Raw genomic sequence first — 25,851 nt, 5'->3', positions numbered from 1 at the left:
AATCAAGCTCACCAACCGCCACAGACGAGACTGTGCCGCAAGAAGGTGGTTCGCGAACTCTCCCCGGCAGCCGTTTCTTATCGAAATGCACTATGGCCAGGCTCGACCCGATCGTTCAGGACAGTCTGAAAAAGGGATGGGGATTAGGGCATCATGGACCCGTATATTTATGTGGCGACTGTCAGCGCCTTGGCTTTGCTCGCTTATTATTTCACTTTGCTGATGGCCGGCCTGGCGCGCGGCCGTTTCCAGATCGTGCCGCCATCGCATAGCGGCCCCCCCGAATATGAGCGCCATGTCCGCGCACATCAAAACACATTGGAGCATCTGGTGCTGTTTCTGCCCGGCCTGTGGCTGTTCGCTTATGTCGTCAGCCCCTATTGGGCGGCGGCTATCGGATTGATCTGGCCGTTCATGCGGGTCGGCTATGCGCTGGGCTATCACAGGGCGCCGGAAAAACGGTTGCTGTGGCTCTACGCCAGCATGCCGCCCATCTATATATTCGTACTTGGCACCTTGATCGGTGGCATCGTTCAGCTTGTGAGAGGGTGAATTTAAACATGACCAAAATATATGATCTGGTAATTCGCGGCGGCACCATCGCCGACGGCAGCGGCGGTGATCTCTTTAACGGCGATATCGCGGTCAGCGACGGCAGGATCGCGGCAATCGGGCAGGTGCCCGGAACCGGTCGCGAAGAAATCGACGCGACGGGCAAAATCGTCACCCCCGGCTTTATCGATGTCCACACCCATTATGACGGCCAGTGCATCTGGGCGGAAGAACTCAGCCCGTCGTCTTCACACGGCGTAACCACGGCGATCATGGGCAATTGCGGCGTCGGTTTCGCGCCGTGCCGCAAGGACGATCACGACATGCTGATCAATGTGATGGAGGGCGTCGAGGATATTCCCGGCGTGGTCATGGCCGACGGCCTGCCGTGGAACTGGGAGACGTTCCCCGAATATCTCGACGTGGTCGAGAAGGGCAAGCGCGATATCGATATTGCGGCCTATCTGCCCCATTCCCCCCTGCGCGTTTACGCCATGGGCGCGCGCGGTGCGTCCCGCGAACCGGCGAATGATGATGATCTGGCCATGATGCGCAAATTGGCGCGGGAAGCGATGGAAGCCGGAGCGATCGGCTTCGCGACGTCGCGGCTGTCGATTCACAAGACCGCCGACGGCGGGTCGATCCCGACATTTGAAGCGGATGTGGCCGAACTGGAAGCGATCTGCGGCGGCATGAAGGATGCCGGGACGGGAACCTTTCAGGTCGTGCTCGACGCCTTTGTCGGCTGGGACAAGGAATATCAGGTGATCGAGCGGGTGGTGGAAAGCTCCGGCCGGCCGGCGACGTTCACGCTCGCCTCGGGCAATGACGGCCCGCCGCGCTGGCGCAAGGTCCTCGATATGATCGATACCACCAACGCGAATGGCGGCAAAGCGACCGCCCAGATCATGCCGCGTCCGATCGGCCTGATCGCCGGGCTGGAACTGACCGTCCACCCGTTCATTCTCTGCCCGAGCTGGGCGAAGATTGCCGACCTGCCCATAGAGGAGCAGGTTGCCGCGATGCGCGATCCGGACTTGCGAGAGGCGCTGCTGAGCGAAGAATTCGAGCCCGGCCATCCGTTCAACGCGCTGGCCCGCGACTGGAACTGGCTGTTCCCGCTCGACAATCCACCGGATTATGCGCCGCCAAAAGAGATGAGCATGGCCGGGCAGGCGGCGGCCAGGGGCTGCACGCCGCAGGAGATCGCCTATGACCGGCTGCTCGATACCGACGGCAAGGGCCTGTTCCTCGCCGCTTTGGGCAATTACGAGAATGGCACGCTGGCCAGCGCGCACGAGATGCTCAGCCACCCGCATTGCATTCCCGGCCTCGGCGATGGCGGCGCCCATTATGGCGCGATTTGCGACGCCAGCTACTCGACCTATTTGCTGACCCAATATGTCCGCAATCCGGGAGCCGAGAGCTTTGAACTGGCGGAAGCAATCCATATGCTGTCGCACAAGGCCGCCAAAGCGGTCGGCCTCGACGAGCGCGGCCTGCTCAAGCTTGGCGCAAAGGCGGATATCAATGTGATCGACCTCGACAAGCTGCAATTGCATCTGCCGGAAATCGTCCGCGATCTGCCGGCCGGCGGGCAACGCCTGCACCAGCGCGCCACCGGCTATGATGCAACCATCGTCTCCGGCGAGATCATCCGGCGCTTCGACCAGTCGACAGGCGCGCGGCCGGGGCGGTTGATACGGGGCGCGTGACAAGAAGCCCCGCCGACTGATAATGGTGGGGAATGACAGACCCAATTCCCGAACCCACGCGCTCCGCCTGGCAAGGCCTGCCGGAGCAAATGGCCGGGAGGCTGGTGCAGCTCCGCCAGTTGGTGCTGGAGGTTGCGCGCGAGAATCCGGCTATCGGTCCGCTGGAAGAGACGGTCAAATGGGGAGAGCCGGCATTTCTGACGGCGGCGAGCGGGTCGGGCACCACCGTGCGGCTGCATCGGCACAAGAAATCGCCGGACACATATGCGCTCTATGTGCATTGCCAGACCGATCTGGTCGAACGCTACCGGCAGCTATATGGCGAGGAACTGACTTTTGACGGCAATCGCGCTGTGCTGTTTGACAGCAAAGAAGAACCGCCCGTCGAGGCCGTCAAACATTGTATCGCCATGGCGCTGACCTACCATCTGCAGAAGCGTAGCTAGCTCATCCATGCTCCACATTGTCCACCATCCCGATTATGTCGCACCGCGCCCGGCAAGCGGCAGCTTTGTCTTCGACAAATATCGGCTGGTGATGGAGGCGATCCGGACGCATGCGCCGCTGCACCAGGCTCATCAGCCCGTGCTGATGGAGCGCAAGTGGATCGAGGCAGTGCATGATCCGGACTATGTCGAGCAGGTGCTGAGCGCGACTGTTCCACGTGAAATAGAACGGCGGATCGGATTTCCGGTGTCCGCGGAGATTGCCAGCCGTGTGCAATATACGTCGGGCGGCACCTGGCTGGCCGCGCGGCTGGCCCTCCACCATGGCTATGCAGCGAACAGCGCCGGGGGCAGCCATCATGCGCTGGCCGACACCGGCGCCGGCTATTGCGTGTTCAACGATCTGGCGATCGCCGCCAACCGGCTGCTGGCGGAAGGCGACGCGCGCCGGATATTGATTGTCGATCTTGATGTGCACCAGGGCGACGGCACCGCCGTATTGCTGGCCGGGCGCGAGGATGTGTTCACCCTGTCGATCCATAATGAACGCAATTTCCCGGCCAGAAAGGCCCGCTCCAGCCGCGATATTGCGCTGCCCGATGCGGTGGAAGACGAGGCCTATCTGGCGATACTGGATGGCGCGCTCGATGACATTCTCGGGTGCTTTAACCCGGATATGCTGCTCTATCAGGCCGGGGTCGACCCGCATGCCGATGACCGGCTCGGCCGGCTGGCGCTCACCGATTCCGGACTCGAACAGCGCGACCGGATGGTCATTCGCAAGGCCCGTGACCGCGGCATTGCCGTCGCCAGCGCGCTAGGGGGCGGCTATGGCCATGACCATCATGCGGTGGCGCTGCGCCATGCGCGGTCGATGATGACGATGGCGGACGAAGCGGCGCGCCGCGCGACTATTCGCTAGCTTTTTCCGGCTCCACCTGACCCTGCTGCATGTCGGAGAAGATGCTCCAGATCGCGATGAACAGAGCGGCTACCAAGGGGCCGATGACAATGCCGTTGATCCCGAACAGCTGCAGACCGCCAAGCGTCGAGATCAACACGACATAGTCGGGCATCCGCGTGTCGCGGCCGACAAGGATCGGGCGGACGAGATTGTCGACCATGCTGATCACGAACACGCCGCAAAGCACCAGAACGACGGCCTGCCAGACATCACCGGTGATGAACAGATAAAGGGCGACCGGGACCCAGACAAAGCCCGTGCCGATGGCCGGAATCAGCGAGAATATCCCCATCAATACCGCCCATAACAAGGCGCCGCGGATATCGAGCGCCCAGAAGACGAGGCCGCCGAGGCTGCCCTGGATGATCGCGATGATCAGGCTGCCCTTGATCGTCGCGCGGATGACCACGAGGAATTTTTCCATCAGAATGCGCCGCTTTTCCTCTCCGAGCGGCACCATCTGTTCGATCCGGTCGCTCAGCGCGCGGCCGTCGCGCAGCAGGAAGAAGGTCAGATAGAGCATGACGCCAAGGGCGAGCATGAACTGGAAGGCGCCCTGGCCGACGCTGAGCAGCTGGGTCACCAGAAATTCGAGAATGGCGGATATCGACTGTTCGATTTCCGCCCTGATGCTCGCGAAATCGCCATAGCCATAAGCGGCGAGCTGGTTCTGCACCCATTGCGGCAGACTATTTTCAAAGGCCGCAAAAACAGCGCCGAAATCGATTTCCCCTTCCTGGATCCGCAGATAGATGGTGGCCGCTTCCTGCGCCAGCGCCATGCCGAGCAGAATAGTAGGGACGATGACCAGCAGGAGAATCAGAATCAGCGTGATCGCGGCAACCAGATTGGTCCGGTCGGGCAGGTAGCCCAGCAGCCGTTCGTAGACCGGCCGGAACAGGACCGCGACGACCACGCCCCAGACGACAGCGCCGAAAAAAGGCTCGATCAACACCGCGAAGGCCAGCGAGATGATGACCAGCAGCGTGATCATGAAACCCCATTCGACGCGATTGTTCGATATTGTCCGGTTATCCATCTTAGGCGCTCTTGTTGGGTCTGGCGTGGCGACCGCGTTGAAATTTTTCCAACCGGCAGATACGGCAATATTGCAGACCGGGCAAGGATCGGGCGCGATCCCGGCAATATTCTCCGGCAGAAACGGACATCTGTTCAAAGCCCCTGAAAGCTGCAACAGTGGACGTCCGGATTGTGCAGAGGGTGGAGAAACGATGACGTCAATTCCCTTTCAAAAAGGACTGGTCGAGACCGGCAACGGGATTTACGCTTATCTGCAGCCCGATGGCGGCTGGGGCTGGTCCAATGCCGGACTGATCAGCGACGGCGGCGAATCCCTGCTCGTCGATACGCTGTTCGATGCCAGCCTGACCCGCGAAATGCTGGGCGTCATGGCTGATGCCGCCGGGGTTGGCGCCGACGATATCGGCGTGATCGTCAACACCCATGCCAATGGCGACCATACCCACGGCAATGGCTGCTGCGCCCGAGCCGAAGTGATCGCGTCGGAAGCCAGCGCACGCGAAATGGCGGAATTGCCGGCCAGCGCGCTGGCCGCGATCATGGAACAAGCGCGCGCCATGGGGCCGGCCGGGCAGTATCTGGTCGATATTTTCGGCCGTTTCGATTTCTCCGATGTGGCGGAAAAAGCACCGACGCAGACATTCACCGGTCGGCACAGCCTGAAGGTCGGCGACAAGCCGGTCGATCTGATCGAAGTCGGCCCGGCGCATACCGCCGGTGACATATTGGTCCATGTTCCGGACGACAGGACCGTCTTCACCGGCGATATATTGTTCATCGAGGGCACACCGATCATGTGGGCGGGACCGGTATCCAACTGGATCGCCGCCTGCGACACGATCATCGATCTCAAGGCCGAGACCATTGTGCCCGGCCACGGTCCGATCACCGATGTCCATGGCGTGCGGCGGGTGCAGGACTATTTGCGCTATATCGATCAGGAAGCGCGCAAGCGGTTTGACGCCGGCCTGTCGGTCCGCGACGCGGCGCATGATATTCGGCTAGGCGACTTTTCCAGTTGGGGAGACAGCGAGCGGATCGCGGTCAATGTCGCGACGCTCTACCGGGAATATAGCGGCGATATGACCCCGCCGGACGTCGTCCAGCTGTTCGGACTGATGGCGGAGTTGAAACAACAGGAATGAAGCGCCATTCAGATGCAATGGCCCGTGACAACATTCCCTCGATCCTGAGCGACTGGTTCGCCACGCGCGGCTGGCGCGTGCGGCCGCACCAGCTGGCAATGCTCCAGGCGGCCCGGGCGGGACGTCATGCCCTGCTGACGGCGCCGACGGGTGCGGGCAAGACTCTGGCGGGTTTCTTGCCGACACTGGTGGAGCTGGTTGAAGGCGAGACAGCGACATCCATTCGCCCCGAGCCCGTCGCAGGATCGATTGCGCCCGGCCCGGTGCTTCGACAGGCTCAACACGAACGGCACGACCTCCACACGCTCTATATCTCCCCGCTCAAGGCGCTCGCCGTCGATGTGCAGCGCAACCTGCTGACGCCGATCGCGGAAATGGGCCTGCCGATCACGGTCGAGACGCGCAGTGGCGATACGCCGGCCAATCGCAAGGCGCGGCAACGGGTGAAGCCGCCGCACATTTTGCTGACCACACCGGAATCGCTCAACCTGCTGCTCAGCCAGCCGGAAAGCTTTGCCCTGTTCGCGGGTCTCCGGCGTGTTGTAATCGACGAGGTGCACGCCTTTGCCACCGGCAAGCGCGGTGACCTGCTCGCGCTCTCGCTGGCGCGGCTGCAAAAAATCGCCCCGGAGATGCAGCGGGTCGCCCTGTCCGCGACGGTGGCCGAGCCGGATGATTTCCGCGCCTGGCTCGCGCCTTATGGCGATATCGATACCGTCACCCATGTGCTGGGCGCGGAGGGCGCGCCGGCCGACGTATCGATCATGCTGCCCGAGACACCCGAGGGCGATCCGGTGCGGGTGCCCTGGGCCGGTCATGCCGGGACTTATGCGATACCGCAGGTTATGGAGCAGATACGCAAGAACCGAATGACCCTGATCTTCTGCAACACGCGGTTTCTCGCCGAGTTCACGTTCCAGCAGCTGTGGAACATCAATGACGAGACGCTCGCCATCGGCGTCCATCACGGCAGCCTGTCGAAGGAAGCCCGGCGCAAGGTCGAAAACGCCATGGCGTCAGGGAAGATGCGAGCGCTGGTCTGCACCGCCTCGCTCGACCTCGGGGTCGACTGGGGCGATATTGATTGCGTGATCCAGATGGGCGCGCCCAAGGGCTCCTCGCGCCTGCTGCAGCGGATCGGCCGCGCCAACCACCGTCTGGATGTCTCATCCAAGGCCCTGCTCGTACCGGGCAACCGCTTTGAATATCTCGAGGCGCAGGCGGCGCTCGATGCCGTCAATGAAGGCCGCCGCGACGGCGAGCCGTTTCGCGCCGGCGGTCTCGACGTGCTCGCCCAGCACGTTATGAGCTGCGCCTGCGCCGGTCCGTTTCAGGAGGATGATCTGCTCGACGAGGTGCAAAGCGCATTGCCTTATAGCGCCCTGTCGAAAGAACAGTTCGAGCGGGTGCTGAACTTCACCCGCGACGGCGGCTATGCGCTCAAGGCCTATGACAGATTCAAGCGGCTGCGGCGTGACGCAAAAGGTGTATGGAGCCTTACCCATCCGAAATTCGCCGCCCAGCACCGGCTGAATGCGGGGATCATCGTCGACGCGGCGATGATGAATGTCCGCTTCAAGAACGGTCGCAATCTCGGCAAGGTCGAGGAAGGCTTTGCCGCTATGCTGTCGGTCGGCGACACGTTCTTCTTCGCCGGACTGAGCCTCGAGCTGATCAATATGGATGCCAGCGATGTCATTGTCCGCGCGGCCAAAAAAGCCGCAATGATCCCCAGCTATGGCGGCGCGCGGCTGCCGCTGACCACCCATTTGTCCGACCGGGTTCGGGGCTTTCTGACCGACCGCGCCGGCTGGGCCCGCTTCCCCGATGATGTGCGCGAATGGCTGGAGATGCAGGACCATCGCTCGGTAATGCCCGAGCCGGGGCAATTGCTGGTCGAGACCTTTCCGCACAAGAAGCTGCATTATATGGTCTGCTACAGTTTCGAGGGCTGGAATGCGCACCAGTCACTCGGCATGCTGCTGACCCGGCGGATGGAGGATCGCGGCCTCAAGCCGGTCGGCTTTGTCGCCAATGATTACGCACTGGCCTGTTATAGCGTCGAACCGGTGACCGATCCCCGTCCCCTTTTCAGCGCCGACATATTGGAAGGGGAATTTTTCGACTGGGTCGAGAATTCGCATCTGCTGAAGCGCGCCTTTCGCGAGGTCGCGGTGATCAGCGGACTGGTCGAGCGTCAGCATCCCGGCAAGCGCAAGACCGGCAAGCAGGTCACCTTCTCGACCGACCTGATTTTCGACGTGCTCCGCAAATATGAGCCGGATCATCTTTTGATGCAGGCGGCCTGGGCAGACGCGAGGGCGCGGATGACCGATGTCGGGAGACTGGGCGACCTGCTCGACCGGGCGGCGGAGTCGATCATCCATGTCGAACTGGAGCGGGTCAGTCCGCTGGCGGTGCCGGTGCTGGTTATGATCGGGCGCGAACATGTTGCGCAGGGGGCAACCGACGACGCGTTGCTGATCGAGGCGGAATCGCTGATCAGCGAGGCGATGACGCTGGACTAGAACGGGCTGGCCACTGGCCGGGATTTGGCGCTTGGCCGTTTTTGTCCTAAAGTGGCGAAATGGCTTGTCCGACGATGCTGTTGCCCGTCTGTGCGTCGCTTCTCGCGGCTCAGCCGCTTGTGCCGCTTCAGGGCGAACCGCAAACCGAAGCCCGCATCGCCGACACGCTGCCGGAGGAATTTCTCCAGTCCGATCCGGAACAGATAGCGATCGCCAGCGACCGGCTCGACCGGATGACGGTTGCGGTGCGCATCGCTGACAGCGGCCCCTATCGGTTCATCATCGATACGGCTTCGCAGCGCACCATATTGTCGAAGGAAATCGCCGGCGCGCTGGCCCTCGATGTGGAAGACCAGGTCCGGATAATCGCTCTGGCCGGAACCACCATCGTCGAGACCGTTTATGTGCCCAGCCTGACTCTGGGAAAACGCAGCTATGACAGTCTGGTTTCGCCGACATTCCGGAAGGCCAATATCGGCGCCGATGGTGTGCTCGGACTCGACAGTCTGCAGGGACAACGGATCTTATTCGACTTTCTCGGCAAGAATATTTCGGTCGAAGATACAACAAAGAAGCTGAAAAGCCGCTCCCTCCGCGAAATCGTGGTCACGGCACGGCGGCGGTCCGGCCAGCTGATTTTTACCAATGCCACGATAGCCGGGGTCAAAACCAGCGTGATCATCGACACGGGCGGCGAGCTTTCGATCGGCAACAAGGCGCTGCAGCGGCGGTTGCGCATCCCATCTTCCGCGCTCGTCAAAACCAGTCTGGTTGATGTCACCGGCCGCTCGATCGAAGCCGATTACGGCATTGCCGAGGAATTGCTGATCGGGCGCGCGCGTTTCGGTATCATCCCGATTGCCTTTGCCGATATTGCCCCGTTCAAGGCGCTGAAACTGGAAAAGAAGCCAGCGCTCTTCCTCGGCATGGACGCGCTGCGCAAATTCGACCGGGTGGCAATCGATTTCGCCAACCGGAAAATCTATTTCCTGATCCCGAAAGATGGCTGAGAATCTTCTTTGTCGAAGCAAAACATAGATTATGCTATAACCGCCCCAATCGGGTCATCAGGCACTAAGCTGTCACTGCCCGGCACACACAGATTGGAGAGACGATGCCAGCCCTATTTACCAGCATGACCCCCGCGATTCTGGCTTCGGCGCTGACGATGGCCTATCCCCTTCCGCTCGGTCAGTCGGTGAAGCCGGGCAGCCTGGGCAGTCCGGAAGGCGAAATTGTCGATATCGAACAGGATCGGGCCGAGCGGATGACCGTTCCGGTCAGTATCGAAGGCAAGGGACCTTTTTCTTTCGTCATCGACACCGGTGCCGAACGAAGTGTGATCTCCCGCAAAATTGCCGACAGCCTTGCGCTCGAGGGGGAAAAACCGGCCGAGCTGATGAGTATTGCCGGCACGACAACGGTTGATATGGTCTATGTGCCCCGCCTGACCATGGGTCGTAAAAACTATGATGGCCTGATTTCTCCCGTTCTGGCGGCCCAGCATATTGGGGCCGATGGCATATTGGGGCTGGACGGCTTGCAGGACCAGCGGATTTTGTTCGATTTTGTCGCCGATCAGATCATTGTCGAAGACGCGGATGAAGCCCGCGGCCGCGCAAGATCCCGGGAAATCGTGGTGACCGCCAAGCGCCGTTCCGGCCAGCTGATTTTCACCGATGCCAAGATCGCCGGAATCGAGGTCAACGTGATCGTCGATACCGGAGCGCAGATGTCGATCGGCAATCTGGCCTTGCGGCAACGGTTGCAGCGACGCGCCAAGGAACTCGACGATGCTGACCTTCTGATATCGGTCACCGGCGCCACGCTGGGTGCGGAATTTGGCATGGTTCGCGATTTTCGCATCGGCCGCGCCCGCTTCCCGCGCCTGTCCGTGGCCTTCGCGGATTCGCCACCGTTCGAACGCTTGGGCCTCGCTGAAAAGCCGGCGGTGCTGATCGGAATGGATGTGCTACGCAAATTTGACCAGGTCGCAATCGACTTTCCCAGACGGAAAATCCACTTTCTGACACCCAGAAGTACGAGAGAATTTGTCGATCAGCCGCTGAACAGCAAGATCCACTTCTGACCGACAGGCTCTCCGGGACACGAACGACAGTGTCCCGTGGCGGCGAATTCGGGGTTAGAGAAATGGTCGAAAAATAATTTGGATTAAACCGCCGCTGCGGTTCGTTCCCCTTGCACAGGCAAGCGCCCGCCCGGCTTGCCACGTCTTCAAGGAGCGAACCCGATATGCGTATTTTTCTCACCCTGCCGATTTTTCTTGCCGCCGCCAGCCCTGCTCCGGCGCAGACTTCCGATCTTCCGGTCGCCAGCGCTCAGGAGAATCGAAGCGCCGGAGACGACGCCCGATTCTATCTGCTCGCTGATGTGGATCATATCGAGGGCGATGCCGGGCAAGGACTGGATTACAAGACCACATTCGCCACCACCGGTATCGCAATGACCACAGGCCGGTTCAGCGCGTCCGCGTCGCTACCCTATATCTCCTCCACAGCTCCGCAGGAGGTTATCGTCAACCAGGGCGGGCTGTTCGGCACGCCGCTACTGGCGTCAGACGGCTCGCAGACAGGGCAGGTAAAGCGGGAAGGCATCGGCGACCTGTCCCTCAATGCGGCCTATAAACTGCCCGTCTCAGGCGTGAACGCCACGGTCGGCGCTTCGGTCAAACTGCCCACCGCATCGCGGGAGAAAGGGCTTGGCACCGGCAAGGTCGACTATGGAGTGTCCGGCCAGCTCTCCAGAAAAATGGGCGCGGTCGTGCCATTTGTCGGTGCTGGCTATACGATTGTCGGCGAGCCGGATGATTTCGAAACCCGCAACCGGCTATCGGGCACGGCGGGGAGTCATGTGCTGCTCGGCAAGAGCAGCGCCCTGACCGCTTCCTATTCCTATGAGCAGTCCGCCTCCACCAGCATCGGCGACAGCCAGAGCCTCAACATGGGATTCGGAACCAGTTTGAGCCGCTCGGTCCGGATCGGTGTCGACGGCGCCGTCGGCCTGTCAGACGCTGCGCCGGATACAAGGGTCGGCCTCAAGTTGCGCGTCGGAATCTGATCGGGGCGCATTGCGTCTCCGGATTTTTGTGCGAGCCTCGCAAGCCGCTTTAAACCGTCACATCCAAAGCAAAAACCGGTTCCTCGTCCCCGCTCTTCCACTGCGGATATTTCTGCATCGTGGTGGCAAATAAGGGCGAAGCGAGATGGTCGCCGAGCCATTTCTGCAGGGCGGACAGGGGCAGCGCGTCGAACCAGCCGCGGTCGTTGTTGGCGAACTGGCGGACGAACGGAAAGATCGCGTGGTCGGCCAGCGTGGGCTCAGCGCCCATCAGCTGCCCTGACGGTTGAATCAGACCATCGAGCTTTTCAAGAAAGACCAGACCGCCCGCGCGATGGTCGAGCGGGTCGACATTTTCGTAGCGGGTGGGATATTTGTAGCGGTCAAGATGGTGTTTGAACGGGCCGTCGGCTTCCGCAATCAGCTCGGTTCCGGCAGCGGTGCGCTGCAACCAGTCTTGCGGGTCGTTGCGGTCCAGCGCCCAGCGCATGATCGCCAGGCTTTCGTCGATGACCTGTCCGTCGGGCAGCACCAGCACCGGCACCGTCGCCTTGGGCGAGGCGGCGATCATTTCTTCCGGTTTGTCACGCAGCACCACTTCGCGCAGGCGGACCGGAGTTTCGCTGACCAGCAGCGCCATTCTTGCGCGCATCGCATAGGGGCAGCGCCGAAAACTGTAGAGGACGGGCAGGTCGGTCATTCGGTGCCGAGATGCTGCCGGCCCTCGGCCGCGGCTTTTTCGACCTGGCGCTGGCGTTCGCGATAGCGGGCGCGCTGTTCGTCGGTCCGCTGGTCGATGCAATGGGGGCAGGCTTCACCGGGAATATAGTCGGGCGAAGCGCGGTCGGCGGCGTTCAGCGGCATCCGGCAGGCATAGCACTGGCCATAATCGGCTTCTTGCAATCCGTGGCCGACGGCGACACGCTGGTCGAACAGGAAACAGTCGCCCTGCCACATGCTTTCGGTTTCGGGCACATGTTCGAGATATTTCAATATGCCGCCCTTGAGATGCTGGACATCGTCAAAGCCCTGCGCCTTGACATAGGCCGTCGCCTTTTCGCAGCGGATGCCGCCGGTGCAGAACATCGCGATCCTCGGTGCCTTGTCCGGATCCTGCCGCAGCTTTTCGGAAAAATCGTCGAACCAGGCCGGGAAGTCGCGGAAGCTTTCCGTGTTCGGGTTGATCGCCCCGTCAAAGCTGCCGATCGCCACTTCATAGGCGTTGCGCGTGTCAATCACGATCGTGTCGGGGTCGGCGATCAGGTCGTTCCAGTCAGCCGGGTCGACATAGGCGCCTTTCTCGGTCGCGGCATCGACGCCCTCGACCCCCATCGAGACGATTTCCTTTTTCAGCCGGACCTTCATCCGCAGGAAAGGCATCGCGCTGGCCTCGGAATATTTGACCTCGAGATCGGCGAAACGGGGCAACTGGCGCAGGCCCTCTATTACCGCGTCAATCGCCTCGGGCGCACCGGCAATCGTGCCGTTGATGCCCTCATGCGCCAACAGGATCGTGCCCTTGAGGCCATGCTGCTCGCACAGCGGCAGCACTTGCAGACGCAGAGCTGAAGGATCATCGACCACGGCAAAATGATAGAGTGCGGCGACTTTTACGGGCGTTTGAGATTCGGTCATGAGGGCGCATATAGTGCGGTCGAGCCAGAAATTCCAACCCGGTGGCTTGCATAGCGCCCATGTTCATCGCATAGCGGCTCCATGGTTCCCCTTCTGTTCGCCCAACACCGCTTTGATATCGTGGCGCCGGCCGCGCTATACTGGCCAGCCCGGAACGCGCTGCTGGTAGCAGACCTCCATCTGGAAAAGGCGAGTTTCTTTGCGCGGCAGGGCCAGATGCTGCCGCCCTATGACAGCCAGGCGACGCTGGCCGAACTGGCCGCTCTGGTGAGCAAAACCGGCGCGACGCGGGTCTTCTGCCTGGGTGACAATTATCATGATGGCGAGGGCGAGGCGCGGCTGGAACCGGAGGCGGCGCGGCAGCTCTCGGCGATGACCGCCGCGCTCGACTGGATCTGGATCACCGGCAATCATGACCGCGATGTTTCCGGGCTATGGGGTGGCACAGTGGTCGACGAATGGACCGGCGAGGGGCTGGCCCTGCGCCACGAGGCCACGCCGGAAAGCCTGTTGCCTGAAATATCCGGCCATTATCACCCGAAAATCCGGATCGCCACGCGCGGCCGCCATCTGTCGCGGCGCTGTTTTGTCAGGGGGCGCCAGCATCTGATCATGCCCGCGTTCGGGGCGCTGACCGGCGGCATGGCGGCGCAGGATCCGGTGATCGAGGCCTGCGTCGGCGGACCGGCGGAAGCGATTATCGGCCTGAAGGACAAGCCGGTCTGCTTCCCGCTACCGTTCCGCGACAGGACAATAGAGACAGTCGATGGCAGCCAGCTTGCATTGCCTCTGGCCACCACGGGTCGCTGACTGCTAACGGCGCATTCATGGATCGATTCAAACCCTATCGCGATCAACTGGACGCTCTCGACAAGGCGGGTCGCAAACGGCGGCTTCTGATTCCCGCCGGCAAGGACTTTTCTTCCAATGATTATCTCGGCCTGTCGCGCAGCCCCTATCTGAAGGAGGTGGCGCAGGCGGCGATTGCTGGTGGCATGGCGCACGGATCGGGCGGATCGCGGTTGCTCGGCGGCAATCATCCCGAACATGAAGCGCTCGAAGCCTTTGCCGCCAGCCATTATGGTGCGGAGGCCAGCCTGTTCTTCGGATCGGGCTTTGCCGCCAATACCGCACTGTTCGCGACCCTGCCACAGACCGGCGACCTGGTGCTGTACGACGCGCTGGTCCACGCCAGCGTCCATGACGGGATGAAGCTGGGCCGCGCCGCGTTTCAGCCCTTTGCCCATAGTGACTGCAATGCGCTCGAACAGGCTATCCGGAGCTGGCGCCAATCCGGTGGCCCGGGAACCGTGTGGATCGCGGTGGAGAGCCTCTACAGCATGGACGGCGACCGGGCACCGCTCAGTGATCTCGCACAGATCGCCAATACCCATGATGCGATGCTGGTGATCGACGAAGCCCATGCGGTGGGCGTTTTCGGTGAAGGCGGCAGCGGTCTGGCCGGCCCCATAGGCCGGCAGGAGAATGCGATCCTGTTGCGCACCTGCGGCAAGGCGCTCGGCGGCGAAGGCGGGATTTTGACCATGCCGAAGATCCTGCGCGAATTTTTCATCAACCGCGCCCGGCCCTTCATCTTTTCCACCGCGCCCAGCCCTCTAACCGCGCATCTGGCGCAGCAGGCGATCGTCCATGTTGCAGACAATCCTGCGCTGCAGACCGCTCTGGCGGACCATATCGCGCTCGCCCAGAGCTGCTTTGCCGGCCTGTCGCTCGGCGAGCATCAGGACAGCCAGATATTTCCGGTCATTCTCGGCGACGACCGGCTCGCTGTCAGCGTCGCCACCCGGTTGCAGGACCAGGGATATGACGTCCGCGCCATTCGCCCGCCGACGGTTCCGGCCGGAAGCGCCCGCCTGCGCATCTCGCTGACCCTCAACGTGACGCAGGAAGACATTAGAAATCTCGCAGCCGCTTTGCACGAGGCGCTGGCACAAGCAGAGGCGGCATGAGCCGGAAATATGTGATCACCGGTACCGATACCGATATCGGCAAGAGCATTTTTGCCGCGGCGCTGACCGCGGCGATGGGCGCGCATTACTGGAAACCGGTGCAGGCGGGACTTGAAGACGGCACCGACAGCGAGACGGTCGCCAGGATCGGCGGCGTTGATCCCGCCCTGATATTACCCGAACGCTACCGGCTGAAAATTCCGGCATCGCCCCATTATTCAGCGGCGCAGGAAGGCATCACTATTGGTCTGGGCGATCTGGACATCCCGCCGGTCGACGGGCCGCTGGTGATCGAGGGAGCGGGCGGCGCGCTGGTACCGGTCAATCCGGAACTGCTGTTCGCCGATGTCTTTGCCCATTGGGGCCAGCCGGTGATCATCGTCGCATCGACCCGTCTCGGCACCATCAATCACAGCCTGCTGACGATCGAGGCCCTGCGTGCCCGCAACGTGCCGATCCATGGCATTGCCTTTATCGGCGATGAAAATGTCGACAGCGAGCAGACCATCTGCCGGATTGGCGCCGTGTCGCATCTCGGCCGCCTGCCCATGCTTGATTCGCTCACGCCAGACATGTTGCGAGACGCGTTCAACACCCATTTCAATCTGGCGGCCTTCGGATCATGAGCATCAATATCTGGCATCCCTTCACCCAGCACGGGCTCCGCGAACCGATCCCGGAAATCGCCCGGGCGGAAGGCGCCTGCCTGTACAAGAGCGACGGCACCCGGATCATTGACGCGATATCGAGCTGGTGGGTGCAGACCCACGGCCATTGCCATCCGACCATCGTCAGCGCGATCCAGAAGCAGAGCGCCCGGCTCGACCAGATGATCTTTGCCGGATGGACGCATGGTCCGGCGCGGGAACTGGCCGAAGGTCTCGCCGATTTCCTGCCGGAATCACTGGAGCATATTTTCTTCTCGGACAGCGGTTCGACCGCGGTCGAGGTGGCGCTCAAAATGGCGCTCGGCTACTGGCACAATCGTGGCGAAGCGCGCCAGAAAATCCTGGTCATGGAGCATAGCTATCATGGCGATACGATTGGTGCGATGTCGGTCGGCGCGCGCGGCGTGTTCAACCAGGCCTATGCGCCTTTGCTGTTTGATGTCGGCACGATAGCGTTCCCGGAAGCCGGAGCCGAACAGCAGACACTCGACCAACTGGAAGCCTTGTGCACGGACAGCGACAATGCGCCGGCGGCGCTGATCGTCGAACCGCTGGTCCTCGGCGCAGGCGGCATGAAGATGTACGGCCCGGCAATATTGGCGCGGATGGCGGCGATCTGCCGCGAGCATGATGTGCTGTTCATTGCCGACGAAGTGATGACCGGCTGGGGCCGCACCGGCACGGTTTTTGCCTGCGAACAGGCGGGCGTCGAGCCGGATATCTTGTGCATGGCCAAGGGCCTGACCGGAGGTGTCATCCCGCTCGCGGTTACCGCTGCCAGGGATCCCATTTTCCAGGCGCATTATTCCGAAGACCGGGCGCAGATGTTCTTCCATTCGAGCAGCTTCACCGCCAATCCGATTGCCTGCGCGGCGGCCAATGCCAATCTGGCGATCTGGCGTGACGAGCCGGTGCAGGAACGGATCGACGGCATTATCGCCTCGCATCGCGCCTTTGCAGAGCGGCTGGCGCAGAAATCCAACGTCAGCGGCCTGCGCCAGAGCGGCACGATATTGGCGTTCGAGATCGACGATGGGGCGGGTGATTATATGTCCAGCCTTGGGCCGCAGCTGCTCGGCTATTTCCGGGATCGCAACATTTTACTTCGGCCATTGGGCAATACGGTTTACATCATGCCTCCTTATTCTATCGGCCGCGAGGAACTGGATTCCGTCTATGGCGTTATTGAACAAGCGATTGGCCATTTCGGCAGCACCTGATCCCCGGGTCCCGGAAAGTTTTTTGCATATGGGCGAAAAACCCGCCAAGGATAGTTCATGGAAATAATAGATTCACTGATGGTCAAGATTGCGCTGATCGGCCTGCTCGGTATCGGCGCACAGTGGATCGCCTGGCGGACCGGCCGTCCCGCCATCGCGCTGATGCTGATTGTCGGTATTATCGCCGGGCCGGTGCTCGGCATTATCGACCCCGAACGCGATTTCGGCGCGCTGCAGGAACCGATCATCAAACTGGCGGTTGCCGTCATCCTGTTTGAGGGCGGTCTCAGCCTGAACTTCCGCGAATTGCGCCAGGCGGGCGGCGCAGTGACCGCAATGGTGCTTGTCGCCGGTCCGATAGCTTGGGCGCTGGGCACCGGAGCCGCACATTATGGTGCCGGCCTGTCCTGGGAAATTTCCGCCTTGCTCGGTGGGATCATGATAGTCACCGGTCCTACCGTAATCGGCCCGATGCTCCGGACCTTGCGGGTACCGTCCCGGGTTCGCAATATTCTGAAATGGGAAGGTATAGTGAACGATCCGATCGGCGCGCTGCTGGCTGTCGGTATCTATGCCTATATCACCTATGAGGGCGCCAATGCCAATATCGCGGTCATCAGCATGGATGTGCTGGCCGCCAGTTTCATCGCCGCGCTGATTGGCGCAGGTCTCGGCTTTGCGCTGACATGGCTGTTTCCACGAGGGTTGGTTCCCGAATATCTGAAAGCGCCCTTTCTGCTGGTCACGGTCATCGCTGGTTTTGTCATCGCCGATCTGATCAAGCACGAAACCGGTCTGATCACCGTCACGGTCATGGGCATCGTGATGGGCAACCGGCAAATCTACTCGAGCCAGGCGCTCTACCGGTTCAAGGAAGATCTGGCGGTGCTGCTGATCTCCGGCGTCTTCATCATTCTCTCGGCAACGCTGGACTGGGAAACGGTGCAGCAGTTCCGGCCACAATTTGTCATCTTCCTGATATTGCTGCTGTTTATCGTGCGCCCGGTCTCGGTGCTGGTCGCGCTGCTGTTCAGTTCGGTGCCATGGCGCGAGCGATTGTTCATTGCCTGGATCGCGCCCCGCGGGATCGTGGCCGTCGCTATCACCGGCCTGTTTGCAATCCGTCTGGTCGATTATGGCATGCCCGGAGCGGAAGCGCTGGTCCCGCTCAGCTTCGCCGTCGTCATTGCGACAATCTTTGCCCATGGATTCTCTGCCTCATGGGTTGCCGAACGTCTGGGGATTTCAGAAGGCAAGGGTGAAGGCATATTGATAGCCGGTGCCAATCGCTGGTCGATCGCGCTGGGCAAAATGCTCAAATCCCTGGATATCCATGTCCTGATCACCGACGACAGCCGGTTCGCGCTGCGCCGGGCCCGCAGCGAGGGTCTGGAGATTCACCATGGCGATGTGCTCGACGAAGCGCATAATGACAATATCGACATGGGCGAATATCAGCATCTCATTGCCGCTACCGACAATGACAGCCAGAACCAGCTGATCACCGCCGATCTGGGCCCCGAAATGGGTTATGAACAGATCAGCCGCCTGGCCAATGACAGCCACAGCAAGAGCCGGGTCGGCCGCGGCCGCTTATTGTTCGAATCCGGAGCGGATTTCGGTACGTTGCTCGACCGGGATCTGGCAGGCTGGCGGTTCAGCAAGACCAATATTACCGAGAAATTTACCGCCGAGGATTATCGTAAGAATCTGGAAAAGGACGAGGAGCCGCTTGCGGTCTTCAAGCCGGACCGGCGACTGCTGTTCTTCGCCACCGACGCCCGGCCGGTGATCGAGGATGGCGATGTGGTGATCAGCTATGTCGCGCCAGACACGCCAGAGGAGCGCAAGGCTGACCGGGCTGCGAAAGACAGCGAGAAAAACGGCGAAAAGAGCAAGGACAAGAGCAGCGAGAGCTGATTATCCGGCTGGCGTTGGCCGCGGACCGAACAGGGCGGTGCCGACCCGGACATGGGTCGAGCCGAGCTTGACCGCCTGTTCGAAATCTCCCGACATGCCCATGCTCAACCCGACGAGTCCGGCTTCGCGGGCCAGTTTCGCCAGCAGCGCGAAATAGGGGACCGGATTCTCATGGTCGGGCGGAACAGCCATCAGGCCGACAATCTCTATTCCGGCCGATGTCGCCTGGGCGAGCAATTCGGGGACGGCCTTGATATCGCAACCGCCCTTTTGCGGTTCCTCACCAATATTGACCTGCAGGAAACAGGGAATCTGACGCTCCTGCCGCTTCATTTCCTTCGCCAGTGCCTTGATCAGCGAAGGCCGGTCGAGCGAATGGATATAGTCAAAAAGAGCCACCGCTTCGGCTGCCTTGTTCGATTGCAACTGGCCGATCATATGCAGTTCAATATCCGGAAAGTCGGCTTTCAGCGCCGGCCATTTCTCCATCGCTTCCTGCACCCGGTTTTCCCCGAACAGGCGATGGCCGGATTCCAGCAACGGCCGTATCTCTTCGCTGCCGCGGGTTTTCGACACTGCGATCAGCGCGATTTCCGACGGCTTGCGGTCTGCTATTCCGGCCGCTTTGTCGATGTTGCTGCGGATCGCTTCAAGGGGGGAGTTTGCCAAGGGTAATCTCTCTCAATCATTCTCTTTCGCCAGATGAGCGTCTATAGGCCTGCTTATGTTGCGAGACCAGCCCCGCGCCCATTTGCCCCACCAGACGGGTAGGACCCTGCCGCCGCTGTGGCTGTTCACCGACAAACGCAATGACGCAATTCTCGAACAGGCCGTAAGAAGGCTGCCGCGCGGGAGCGGGATCGTCTTTCGCCATTATCATCTGGAAACAGCGGCGCGGCGGGTCCGCTTCAATACCGTGAAAAAGCTCGCCCGGCGGCATGGTCATATACTGTTTCTAGCCGGATCACCGTCGCTGGCGCGATCGTGGGGCGCCGACGGCGTGCATCGCCGCAGCAAGCGGCGGATGCTGCCGCAAGGGCTGCTGCACAGCGCTCCGGTGCATGATGCCCGCGAGATTGCGCAAGCGAATCAGGTCGGCGCAGACCTGTATTTCCTGTCGCCGATATTCGCGACCCGCTCGCACCCCGGCCAGCGTCCCCTGAATCCGTTGCAGGCGTTGCGTCTATCCGCATTGTGCCTAGGCCCGGTGGTCTATCTGGGCGGGATGAACCGGAATCGCTATCGAACGCACAAAAGCCGGCTCACCCACGGATGGGCTGCAATTGACGCTTTGCGTTAGGCTCTAAGCGGGATTCTTCGGTCTAGAAGCGGAACTGGGTTCCGACATAGACGGCCTGGCTGTCCTGACGGCTGTCGGTCAGCGGCGCCATCCGGTCACGCTCGTTATTGATCCGGACACCGGCGGTGACTTGCAAATTGCGGGTCAGCGAATAGCTTCCGCCGACATCCAGCGTATAATCTTTCTGGCTGTCATCCAGAGCGCGCGGCGCGGCGTTGATCGGGGCCGAAGCATCAATCGACATGCGCGGGTTGAAACGGCTCTTCTTGCCATCCTCTTCCTCGCCCAGCATTCTGCCAGCACCGATTTCCGAGAGATCCGGCATATTGCCGTTCAGCTTCTTGACCGGAATCGCGAAGCTCTTCAGGCCCTTTGCAGCGCCGAGACTATAGGAAACGGGCGCGATTTTTGCTGCGCTTGCAACGCCCGATCCGGGTGCCGCAGCGAGAATATTTTCACGAATCGAAACAGCGTCCGACTTCTGGCGGACGACCACGGTAACCGAACGTTCGCCGTCACGGGTACCGCCGGAGGGAGTGAATTTGAAACTAGCGTTGCCGCGCAAGGCGTTCAGATTATATTTCGCAACGAGATCAGGGTCGGCACCGGCGACGGTAAAGGAACCGATCGAACCGAGGGTTTTCAGCGATACGATATCGCTGCCACCGGAAATAACCTTCGCCAGAGCAGGAGTCATGGCAAGGCCAGAGATTGCGAGTCCCGTCGCTAACCAACCGAAATGACTGACCTTTTTCGTCATGATGAAGCCGCTTCCCTTACTTATGGCTTTTGGTATAACAAATTCTGCTGGACTGCACGAGTCAACGTCTTGTTTTTGTCCGATTTTCCCAAACTAGCATGTTTCTGTTGCAGTTCGGTTACGCTTTTGTCCGGACATTGTCGCACTGCCTAGCAGGAAAAACAGGAACCGGAGATGATATTCCTGCCATTCAACCGCGGTTCAGTCCGCGCCGCACAAGAGCGAATCATGCGCTTATGCTTGCCCCTCGCGGCAAAGCATTTATAGAGAGCGCTGAAATGATATCATGTCCGGAACAAATCCTGCGAAAAGATTTCGTGCCGGCGCTAAATGCAACCAGGAGCGCTTCATGTCCCGCCTCAAATCATCCCTAGTCCTGCGGTCTGCAACCGCCAGCCTGCTGACTTTGACCATGCTCTCCGCTTGCGGCGGCAAGGAACGGCCCCAGGCCGATCTGGCGGCGTCTCAGGTCACCACCATTGGCGTGAACAGCTATTTGTGGCGCGCATCGCTCGACGCCCTGTCCTTCATGCCGCTGACCCAGACCGACAGCAATGGCGGCGTGATCCTGACCGACTGGTATGTAAACCCGCAAAATCCCGGTGAGCGGATGAAGATCAACGTCTCGATCCTCGACCAGGATTTGCGCGCCGACGCCCTGCGCGTTGCAGCGTCACGCCAGGTCGCGCAGAACGGCACCTGGGTAGACGCCCCGGTCAAGGCCGCGACCACGCAAAAGCTCGAACAGATCATCCTCACCAAGGCCCGCGATTTGCGGCGCGGTGCGATCACCAACTAAACCTTCCTGCCACATCATGGGGCCGCAATGACCGATCAGCGATTCAATCCACTGGCGGCGGACAAACGCTGGCAAGAGCGCTGGGCGAATGCCGGCACTTTCGAAGCGGACGACGCCAGCAGCAAGCCGCGCAGCTATGTGCTCGAGATGTTTCCCTATCCCTCGGGGCGCATTCACATGGGCCATGTCCGCAACTATACGATGGGCGACGTGCTCGCCCGTTTCCGGCGCATGCAGGGCTTTGAAGTGCTCCATCCGATGGGCTGGGACGCCTTCGGCATGCCGGCGGAAAATGCAGCGATGGAAAAGAAAGTCCATCCCGGCGAATGGACCCGGGCCAATATCGCCTCGATGCGCAGCCAGCTGAAGACTTTGGGTTTCGCCTTTGACTGGAGCCGCGAACTGGCGACCTGCGAGCCGGAATATTATGGCCAGGAACAGGCGCTTTTCATCGATCTGTTCGAGGGCGGCCTGGTCTATCGCAAGGAATCGGCGGTCAACTGGGATCCGGTCGACATGACCGTGCTCGCCAACGAGCAGGTTATCGATGGCAAGGGCTGGCGGTCCGGCGCGCCGGTCGAGAAGCGCAAGCTCAGCCAGTGGTTTCTCAGAATCACCGATTTTGCTGAAGATCTGCTCACCGGACTGGGCGACCTCAAAGGCTGGCCCGAAAAAGTGCGGCTGATGCAGGAGAACTGGATCGGCAAGTCGCAGGGACTGCAATTCCATTTTCAGCTCGCCGAAGCGCGAGACGATATCGCCAGCGTGGAGGTGTTCTCGACCCGGCCCGACACGATTTTCGGGGCCAGCTTTGTCGCGCTGTCGGCCGACCATCCGCTGACCCAGAAACTTGCCGGCCAGAATGCCGCGCTCGCGGCTTTTGCCGAAGAATGCAAGGCTGGCGGCACGACCGCTGCCGAGCTCGAGACGATGGAGAAGAAGGGCTTCGATACCGGCCTGACCGTCACCCATCCGCTCGATCCTGACTGGCAGCTGCCGGTCTATGTCGCCAATTTTGTGCTGATGGATTATGGCACCGGCGCGGTATTCGGCGTGCCGGCGCATGATCAGCGCGATCTCGACTTTGCCCGCAAATATGACCTGCCGGTCAAGCGCGTTGTCTCGGACGGCGATGAAACCGCTGCGGAATATATCGGGGACGAGGCCTATACCGGTCCCGGCAAGATCGTGAACAGCGCGTTCCTCGACGGCATGACCGTGGAATCGGCGCAGCAGGCGATTATCGATCACGCGGGGTCCGAAGGCTGGGGCAAGGCCCAGACCACATGGCGGCTGCGCGACTGGGGCGTTTCGCGCCAGCGCTATTGGGGCACGCCAATCCCGATCATTCATTGCGATGCTTGCGGTCCGGTCCCGGTGCCCAAGGACCAGCTGCCGATCGTGCTGCCCGAAGATATTGATTTCGAAACGCCGGGCAATCCGCTGGAACGCCACGCGACGTGGAAACATGTCGACTGCCCGAAATGCGGCAAGGCGGCGCGGCGCGAGACCGACACGCTCGACACTTTTGTCGACAGCAGCTGGTATTTCCTGCGCTTTGCCAGCCAGCCCGACGACCGGCCCTTTGATCCCGAAGTGGTCAGCAAATGGCTGCCGGTGACGCAATATATCGGCGGCGTCGAACATGCGATCCTGCATCTGCTTTATGCCCGCTTCTGGACCCGCGCTCTGGCGAGCATCGGCAAGCTGGATTTTGCCGAGCCGTTCGAGAGCCTGTTCACCCAGGGCATGGTGACCCACGAAACCTACAAACATGGTGATGGCAGCTGGCTGTCGCCTGACGAGGTCGAGAAAAACGGTAGCGACTGGGCGGTGATCGCCGACGGGTCGCCGGTCACCACCGGCCGGGTCGAGAAAATGTCGAAGTCGAAGAAAAATGTCGTCGACCCCGATCCGATCATCGAACAATATGGCGCCGACGCGGTGCGTTTCTTCATGCTCTCCGACAGCCCGCCCGAGCGCGACCTGCCCTGGTCCGAAGCGGGTATCGAAGGCAGCTGGCGCTTTGTCCAGCGGCTGTGGCGTCTGTTCATCGCGGTGCCCGACAATGTCGATACAGGCGAAGACAAGGCACTCCGCCGCAAGCTCCACCAGACCGTCGCCGGTGTCGCTGGCGACGTCGAGGCCCTTTCCTTCAACAAGGCGGTCGCGAAAATATTCGAACTGGTCAATCTGATCGAAAAATCACAGCCGTCCGCAGACCGGACCACGGCCATCCGTTCCCTTGCGCGGATCGTTGCGCCGATGGTCCCGCACATTGCGGAGGAAGCCTGGGCGTTGTTCGGCGAAAGCGGCCTGATCGCCGACGCGCCGTGGCCCGAGGTGGACGAAAGCCTGCTGGTCGATGACGAGGTCACGATAGCCATTCAGGTACGCGGGAAATTGCGCGATACGATCACCGTGGCCAAGGGCAGCAGCAAGGATCAGCTCGAAGAGCTTGCTCTCGCATCCGAGAAGGTGCAGCGTAGCCTGGACGGAGCGGAAATAAAGAAGGTGATTGTCGTGCCCGACCGACTGGTCAATATCGTCATATGAGTTCCGTGATCGCCCGGATCACCTTGGTCGTGGCCTTGTCGGCGATGCTCGCCGGCTGCAACCTGCGGCCGCTTTATGCTGGCGGCACGAACGGCGTCGTTGCGCAGGAACTGGGCAATGTCGAGATTGAACCGATTGCCGGCAAGGCCGGATGGCTGACCCGCAACGCACTGAAGGACCAGCTCGGCGCGTTCGAGGGGCAGCAGACCAAATATCGGCTGACCGTCGCGCTGGAAGACAAAATTGCCGGTTTTGGTGTGCGCAGCGATGACCGGATCACCCGCGAGCGCAGAACCCTGCGCGCCCGCTATCAGCTGGTTCGCCTCTCCGATTCCGTAATTGTTCTCGATGCCACGGCCGGTTCCGATGCGGGCATCGATGTGGTCTCGTCGGAATATGCGACCGTAGCCGCAGAAGATACGGCACTGGAAAATCTGGCGACCCGTGTGGCCAGCCAGATAGTCACCCGGCTGTCCCTGTTTGCCCGGAAAGAGGCCAGCGCGTTGCCGCAGCCATGAAGGCAAAGCCGGAAGAGATTGTCAGGCGTTTTCATGCCGCTCCCGATCAATTCAGACTGGTCCTGCTGTGCGGCCCCAACGTTACCCGCTGTCAGGCGCTCGTCGAGGAACTGGTCAAGCCGCTGGTAGAAAGCGCGGAGCGGGTCGATCTGACGATCAGCGATATTGCCGACGGGCCCGCCCGTCTCAATGACGAAGCCAATTCCGCATCGCTGTTTGGCGACAAGCGCTTTCTCGTCTTGCGGCTCAACAGCGGCGAAGCGGTCCGCGCGACAGCGGCAATCGACAATCTTCTGGCTAGCGATACCGTCGGCGATCCGGTATTTGTCATCGCCCCCGGCATGGGTGACAAGACTGCACTGGCCAAGACCATCATCGCCGCACCCGATGCGTTGATCGCGACCTGTTACGAAACGACACCGCAACAGGCAGCGGCGACCATCCAGACCATGGCTCAGAGAGAAGGACTCAAACTGGGCCGGGACATGGCGCAGGAAATTGCTGCCCTGACCAGCAATGATCTGGTCCTGGCGCGAATGGAAGTCGAGAAGATTGCGCTTTATCTCGATGCGACACCGGACAATCCGCTTGCGCCGGACGAGGATATACTGCTGCTGTTGGGCGCCGAGAATGACGAGGAGGATATCAGCCTGCTGATCCACGCGGCGCTCAATGGCGATGCGGCCCGACTGGCGCAGGAAATTGCCGCGAGCCGGGCGCAGGGCATTAGCGAGATCGGCCTGATCCGGATCATGCTCCGTCATCTTGCCAAGCTTGCCGAGCTGCGCAGCAAGGTGGACAAGGGCGGCAATGTCGATTCCGTCGCCGGTCATCCCAGCGTCTTTTTCAAGGAACAGAAACATTTCAAGCGGCAGCTGCGCATCTGGTCCTCGGCCCATATCGCGCGGTTGATCGAGCGGATATTGCAACTCGAGATCGCGATGAAAAGCAGCGGCCAGCCCGATCAGGTACTTCTGGAGGAAGAACTGCTGCTGATCGCCCGGAAAGCGGCCAGCGGTCGCTAGGACAAAAACGC

At 61.0% G+C, this 25,851-nt stretch carries 24 protein-coding genes; 19 read left to right on the top strand and 5 right to left on the bottom strand.

Annotated elements, in window-relative coordinates:
- Nucleotides 1-153: 153 nt before the first annotated feature.
- Genes ACHZCJ_RS10850 through ACHZCJ_RS10835 form a run of 4 tightly spaced genes read left to right on the top strand, consistent with a single transcriptional unit; the run spans nucleotide 154 to nucleotide 3,635 of the window.
- Complete coding sequence (locus ACHZCJ_RS10850; protein ID WP_321326332.1) at nucleotides 154-552, top strand: MAPEG family protein; 399 nt, start codon at nucleotides 154-156, stop codon at nucleotides 550-552.
- Nucleotides 553-560: 8 nt separating this feature from the next.
- Nucleotides 561-2,267 (top strand): amidohydrolase family protein, encoded by a 1,707-nt coding sequence (locus tag ACHZCJ_RS10845; RefSeq protein WP_321326330.1) that lies wholly within the window; start codon nucleotides 561-563, stop codon nucleotides 2,265-2,267.
- Nucleotides 2,268-2,299: 32 nt separating this feature from the next.
- Nucleotides 2,300-2,713 carry a DUF1801 domain-containing protein gene (locus ACHZCJ_RS10840; protein ID WP_321326328.1) on the top strand — a complete coding sequence of 138 codons (414 nt, stop codon included), beginning with the start codon at nucleotides 2,300-2,302 and terminating at the stop codon, nucleotides 2,711-2,713.
- A gap of 7 nt (nucleotides 2,714-2,720) precedes the next feature.
- The gene (locus ACHZCJ_RS10835) at nucleotides 2,721-3,635 is read left to right on the top strand and encodes a histone deacetylase (RefSeq protein WP_321326326.1); all 915 of its coding nucleotides are present in this window, start codon (nucleotides 2,721-2,723) and stop codon (nucleotides 3,633-3,635) included.
- Here ACHZCJ_RS10835 and ACHZCJ_RS10830 read toward each other — a convergent pair.
- Nucleotides 3,625-4,716 (bottom strand): AI-2E family transporter, encoded by a 1,092-nt coding sequence (locus tag ACHZCJ_RS10830; RefSeq protein ID WP_321326322.1) that lies wholly within the window; start codon nucleotides 4,714-4,716, stop codon nucleotides 3,625-3,627. The two genes, ACHZCJ_RS10835 and ACHZCJ_RS10830, sit on opposite strands and share 11 nt — an antisense overlap.
- Before the next feature lie 37 nt (nucleotides 4,717-4,753).
- Between ACHZCJ_RS10830 and ACHZCJ_RS10825 the strand changes: the two genes are divergently transcribed.
- The 5 genes from ACHZCJ_RS10825 to ACHZCJ_RS10805 all read left to right on the top strand — a co-directional run bounded on the left by ACHZCJ_RS10825 (nucleotide 4,754) and on the right by ACHZCJ_RS10805 (nucleotide 11,469).
- Nucleotides 4,754-5,863: an MBL fold metallo-hydrolase gene (locus tag ACHZCJ_RS10825; RefSeq protein ID WP_236554009.1), complete on the top strand. Its 1,110-nt coding sequence runs from the start codon at nucleotides 4,754-4,756 to the stop codon at nucleotides 5,861-5,863.
- A gap of 17 nt (nucleotides 5,864-5,880) precedes the next feature.
- Nucleotides 5,881-8,391, top strand: coding sequence for a ligase-associated DNA damage response DEXH box helicase (locus ACHZCJ_RS10820; protein ID WP_321327781.1), 2,511 nt, complete (start codon nucleotides 5,881-5,883; stop codon nucleotides 8,389-8,391).
- A 59-nt stretch (nucleotides 8,392-8,450) separates the two neighbouring features.
- Nucleotides 8,451-9,401, top strand: coding sequence for a retroviral-like aspartic protease family protein (locus tag ACHZCJ_RS10815; protein WP_159646670.1), 951 nt, complete (start codon nucleotides 8,451-8,453; stop codon nucleotides 9,399-9,401).
- Between the two features lie 104 nt (nucleotides 9,402-9,505).
- Nucleotides 9,506-10,480, top strand: a complete 975-nt coding sequence (locus tag ACHZCJ_RS10810) for a retropepsin-like aspartic protease (RefSeq protein ID WP_321326319.1) — start codon at nucleotides 9,506-9,508, stop codon at nucleotides 10,478-10,480.
- Between the two features lie 164 nt (nucleotides 10,481-10,644).
- On the top strand, nucleotides 10,645-11,469 hold the full coding sequence (locus ACHZCJ_RS10805; protein ID WP_321326317.1) for a hypothetical protein: 825 nt from the start codon (nucleotides 10,645-10,647) through the stop codon (nucleotides 11,467-11,469).
- A 49-nt stretch (nucleotides 11,470-11,518) separates the two neighbouring features.
- Here the strand turns inward: ACHZCJ_RS10805 and ACHZCJ_RS10800 are convergent, their stop codons facing one another.
- Complete coding sequence (locus tag ACHZCJ_RS10800; protein ID WP_321326315.1) at nucleotides 11,519-12,169, bottom strand: glutathione S-transferase; 651 nt, start codon at nucleotides 12,167-12,169, stop codon at nucleotides 11,519-11,521.
- A complete protein-coding gene (locus ACHZCJ_RS10795; protein ID WP_321326313.1) occupies nucleotides 12,166-13,104 on the bottom strand; it encodes a rhodanese-related sulfurtransferase in 939 nt (312 codons plus the stop codon). Before ACHZCJ_RS10795 ends, ACHZCJ_RS10800 begins: the two co-directional genes overlap by 4 nt.
- An 81-nt stretch (nucleotides 13,105-13,185) precedes the next feature.
- Between ACHZCJ_RS10795 and pdeM the strand changes: the two genes are divergently transcribed.
- The 5 genes from pdeM to ACHZCJ_RS10770 are packed head-to-tail and all read left to right on the top strand — an operon-like array spanning nucleotide 13,186 to nucleotide 18,882.
- The gene (gene pdeM, locus ACHZCJ_RS10790; RefSeq protein WP_321326312.1) at nucleotides 13,186-13,914 is read left to right on the top strand and encodes a ligase-associated DNA damage response endonuclease PdeM; all 729 of its coding nucleotides are present in this window, start codon (nucleotides 13,186-13,188) and stop codon (nucleotides 13,912-13,914) included.
- Between the two features lie 17 nt (nucleotides 13,915-13,931).
- Nucleotides 13,932-15,074 carry an 8-amino-7-oxononanoate synthase gene (locus ACHZCJ_RS10785; protein WP_321326311.1) on the top strand — a complete coding sequence of 381 codons (1,143 nt, stop codon included), beginning with the start codon at nucleotides 13,932-13,934 and terminating at the stop codon, nucleotides 15,072-15,074.
- Nucleotides 15,071-15,700 carry a dethiobiotin synthase gene (gene bioD, locus ACHZCJ_RS10780; protein WP_321326309.1) on the top strand — a complete coding sequence of 210 codons (630 nt, stop codon included), beginning with the start codon at nucleotides 15,071-15,073 and terminating at the stop codon, nucleotides 15,698-15,700. The genes ACHZCJ_RS10785 and bioD overlap by 4 nt, the downstream gene beginning before the upstream one ends.
- Nucleotides 15,697-16,962 (top strand): adenosylmethionine--8-amino-7-oxononanoate transaminase, encoded by a 1,266-nt coding sequence (locus ACHZCJ_RS10775; RefSeq protein ID WP_321326307.1) that lies wholly within the window; start codon nucleotides 15,697-15,699, stop codon nucleotides 16,960-16,962. Before bioD ends, ACHZCJ_RS10775 begins: the two co-directional genes overlap by 4 nt.
- 57 nt (nucleotides 16,963-17,019) lie before the next feature.
- Nucleotides 17,020-18,882: a sodium:proton antiporter gene (locus ACHZCJ_RS10770; RefSeq protein WP_201295677.1), complete on the top strand. Its 1,863-nt coding sequence runs from the start codon at nucleotides 17,020-17,022 to the stop codon at nucleotides 18,880-18,882.
- Here the strand turns inward: ACHZCJ_RS10770 and ACHZCJ_RS10765 are convergent, their stop codons facing one another.
- A complete protein-coding gene (locus ACHZCJ_RS10765) occupies nucleotides 18,883-19,551 on the bottom strand; it encodes a YggS family pyridoxal phosphate-dependent enzyme (RefSeq protein ID WP_321326305.1) in 669 nt (222 codons plus the stop codon).
- Between the two features lie 55 nt (nucleotides 19,552-19,606).
- Here ACHZCJ_RS10765 and ACHZCJ_RS10760 point away from each other — a divergent pair, with 55 nt between their 5' ends.
- Nucleotides 19,607-20,182, top strand: coding sequence for a thiamine phosphate synthase (locus ACHZCJ_RS10760; protein ID WP_159646630.1), 576 nt, complete (start codon nucleotides 19,607-19,609; stop codon nucleotides 20,180-20,182).
- A 22-nt stretch (nucleotides 20,183-20,204) separates the two neighbouring features.
- Here the strand turns inward: ACHZCJ_RS10760 and ACHZCJ_RS10755 are convergent, their stop codons facing one another.
- Nucleotides 20,205-20,942, bottom strand: coding sequence for a hypothetical protein (locus tag ACHZCJ_RS10755; RefSeq protein WP_321326302.1), 738 nt, complete (start codon nucleotides 20,940-20,942; stop codon nucleotides 20,205-20,207).
- Between the two features lie 412 nt (nucleotides 20,943-21,354).
- On the opposite strand from ACHZCJ_RS10755, the gene ACHZCJ_RS10750 reads away from it, so the two are divergent.
- Genes ACHZCJ_RS10750 through holA form a run of 4 tightly spaced genes read left to right on the top strand, consistent with a single transcriptional unit; the run spans nucleotide 21,355 to nucleotide 25,840 of the window.
- The gene (locus ACHZCJ_RS10750) at nucleotides 21,355-21,741 is read left to right on the top strand and encodes a DUF3576 domain-containing protein (RefSeq protein WP_236554190.1); all 387 of its coding nucleotides are present in this window, start codon (nucleotides 21,355-21,357) and stop codon (nucleotides 21,739-21,741) included.
- Between the two features lie 27 nt (nucleotides 21,742-21,768).
- Complete coding sequence (gene leuS / locus ACHZCJ_RS10745; RefSeq protein ID WP_321326301.1) at nucleotides 21,769-24,297, top strand: leucine--tRNA ligase; 2,529 nt, start codon at nucleotides 21,769-21,771, stop codon at nucleotides 24,295-24,297.
- The gene (lptE, locus tag ACHZCJ_RS10740; RefSeq protein ID WP_321326300.1) at nucleotides 24,294-24,815 is read left to right on the top strand and encodes an LPS assembly lipoprotein LptE; all 522 of its coding nucleotides are present in this window, start codon (nucleotides 24,294-24,296) and stop codon (nucleotides 24,813-24,815) included. The genes leuS and lptE overlap by 4 nt, the downstream gene beginning before the upstream one ends.
- Nucleotides 24,812-25,840, top strand: coding sequence for a DNA polymerase III subunit delta (gene holA / locus ACHZCJ_RS10735; RefSeq protein ID WP_159646623.1), 1,029 nt, complete (start codon nucleotides 24,812-24,814; stop codon nucleotides 25,838-25,840). Before lptE ends, holA begins: the two co-directional genes overlap by 4 nt.
- Nucleotides 25,841-25,851: the final 11 nt, after the last annotated feature.

Source organism: uncultured Parasphingorhabdus sp. (genome assembly GCF_963677535.2).
Lineage (GTDB): Bacteria > Pseudomonadota > Alphaproteobacteria > Sphingomonadales > Sphingomonadaceae > Parasphingorhabdus.
The sequence above is the reverse complement of the archived record's forward strand: the minus strand, read 5'-3'. Positions and strand labels throughout refer to the sequence as shown.

Excerpts from the sequence above, each read along its gene's own strand:
- ACHZCJ_RS10850 (WP_321326332.1), top strand. The coding sequence starts at position 154 with ATGGACCCGTATATTTATGTGGCGACTGTCAGCGCCTTGGCTTTGCTC.
- ACHZCJ_RS10845 (WP_321326330.1), top strand. The coding sequence starts at position 561 with ATGACCAAAATATATGATCTGGTAATTCGCGGCGGCACCATCGCCGAC.
- ACHZCJ_RS10840 (WP_321326328.1), top strand. The coding sequence starts at position 2,300 with ATGACAGACCCAATTCCCGAACCCACGCGCTCCGCCTGGCAAGGCCTG.
- ACHZCJ_RS10835 (WP_321326326.1), top strand. The coding sequence starts at position 2,721 with ATGCTCCACATTGTCCACCATCCCGATTATGTCGCACCGCGCCCGGCA.
- ACHZCJ_RS10830 (WP_321326322.1), bottom strand. The coding sequence starts at position 4,716 with ATGGATAACCGGACAATATCGAACAATCGCGTCGAATGGGGTTTCATG.
- ACHZCJ_RS10820 (WP_321327781.1), top strand. The coding sequence starts at position 5,881 with ATGGCCCGTGACAACATTCCCTCGATCCTGAGCGACTGGTTCGCCACG.
- ACHZCJ_RS10815 (WP_159646670.1), top strand. The coding sequence starts at position 8,451 with ATGGCTTGTCCGACGATGCTGTTGCCCGTCTGTGCGTCGCTTCTCGCG.
- ACHZCJ_RS10810 (WP_321326319.1), top strand. The coding sequence starts at position 9,506 with ATGCCAGCCCTATTTACCAGCATGACCCCCGCGATTCTGGCTTCGGCG.
- ACHZCJ_RS10805 (WP_321326317.1), top strand. The coding sequence starts at position 10,645 with ATGCGTATTTTTCTCACCCTGCCGATTTTTCTTGCCGCCGCCAGCCCT.
- ACHZCJ_RS10800 (WP_321326315.1), bottom strand. The coding sequence starts at position 12,169 with ATGACCGACCTGCCCGTCCTCTACAGTTTTCGGCGCTGCCCCTATGCG.
- ACHZCJ_RS10795 (WP_321326313.1), bottom strand. The coding sequence starts at position 13,104 with ATGACCGAATCTCAAACGCCCGTAAAAGTCGCCGCACTCTATCATTTT.
- pdeM (WP_321326312.1), top strand. The coding sequence starts at position 13,186 with ATGGTTCCCCTTCTGTTCGCCCAACACCGCTTTGATATCGTGGCGCCG.
- ACHZCJ_RS10785 (WP_321326311.1), top strand. The coding sequence starts at position 13,932 with ATGGATCGATTCAAACCCTATCGCGATCAACTGGACGCTCTCGACAAG.
- bioD (WP_321326309.1), top strand. The coding sequence starts at position 15,071 with ATGAGCCGGAAATATGTGATCACCGGTACCGATACCGATATCGGCAAG.
- ACHZCJ_RS10775 (WP_321326307.1), top strand. The coding sequence starts at position 15,697 with ATGAGCATCAATATCTGGCATCCCTTCACCCAGCACGGGCTCCGCGAA.
- ACHZCJ_RS10770 (WP_201295677.1), top strand. The coding sequence starts at position 17,020 with ATGGAAATAATAGATTCACTGATGGTCAAGATTGCGCTGATCGGCCTG.
- ACHZCJ_RS10760 (WP_159646630.1), top strand. The coding sequence starts at position 19,607 with ATGTTGCGAGACCAGCCCCGCGCCCATTTGCCCCACCAGACGGGTAGG.
- ACHZCJ_RS10755 (WP_321326302.1), bottom strand. The coding sequence starts at position 20,942 with ATGACGAAAAAGGTCAGTCATTTCGGTTGGTTAGCGACGGGACTCGCA.
- ACHZCJ_RS10750 (WP_236554190.1), top strand. The coding sequence starts at position 21,355 with ATGCTCTCCGCTTGCGGCGGCAAGGAACGGCCCCAGGCCGATCTGGCG.
- leuS (WP_321326301.1), top strand. The coding sequence starts at position 21,769 with ATGACCGATCAGCGATTCAATCCACTGGCGGCGGACAAACGCTGGCAA.
- lptE (WP_321326300.1), top strand. The coding sequence starts at position 24,294 with ATGAGTTCCGTGATCGCCCGGATCACCTTGGTCGTGGCCTTGTCGGCG.
- holA (WP_159646623.1), top strand. The coding sequence starts at position 24,812 with ATGAAGGCAAAGCCGGAAGAGATTGTCAGGCGTTTTCATGCCGCTCCC.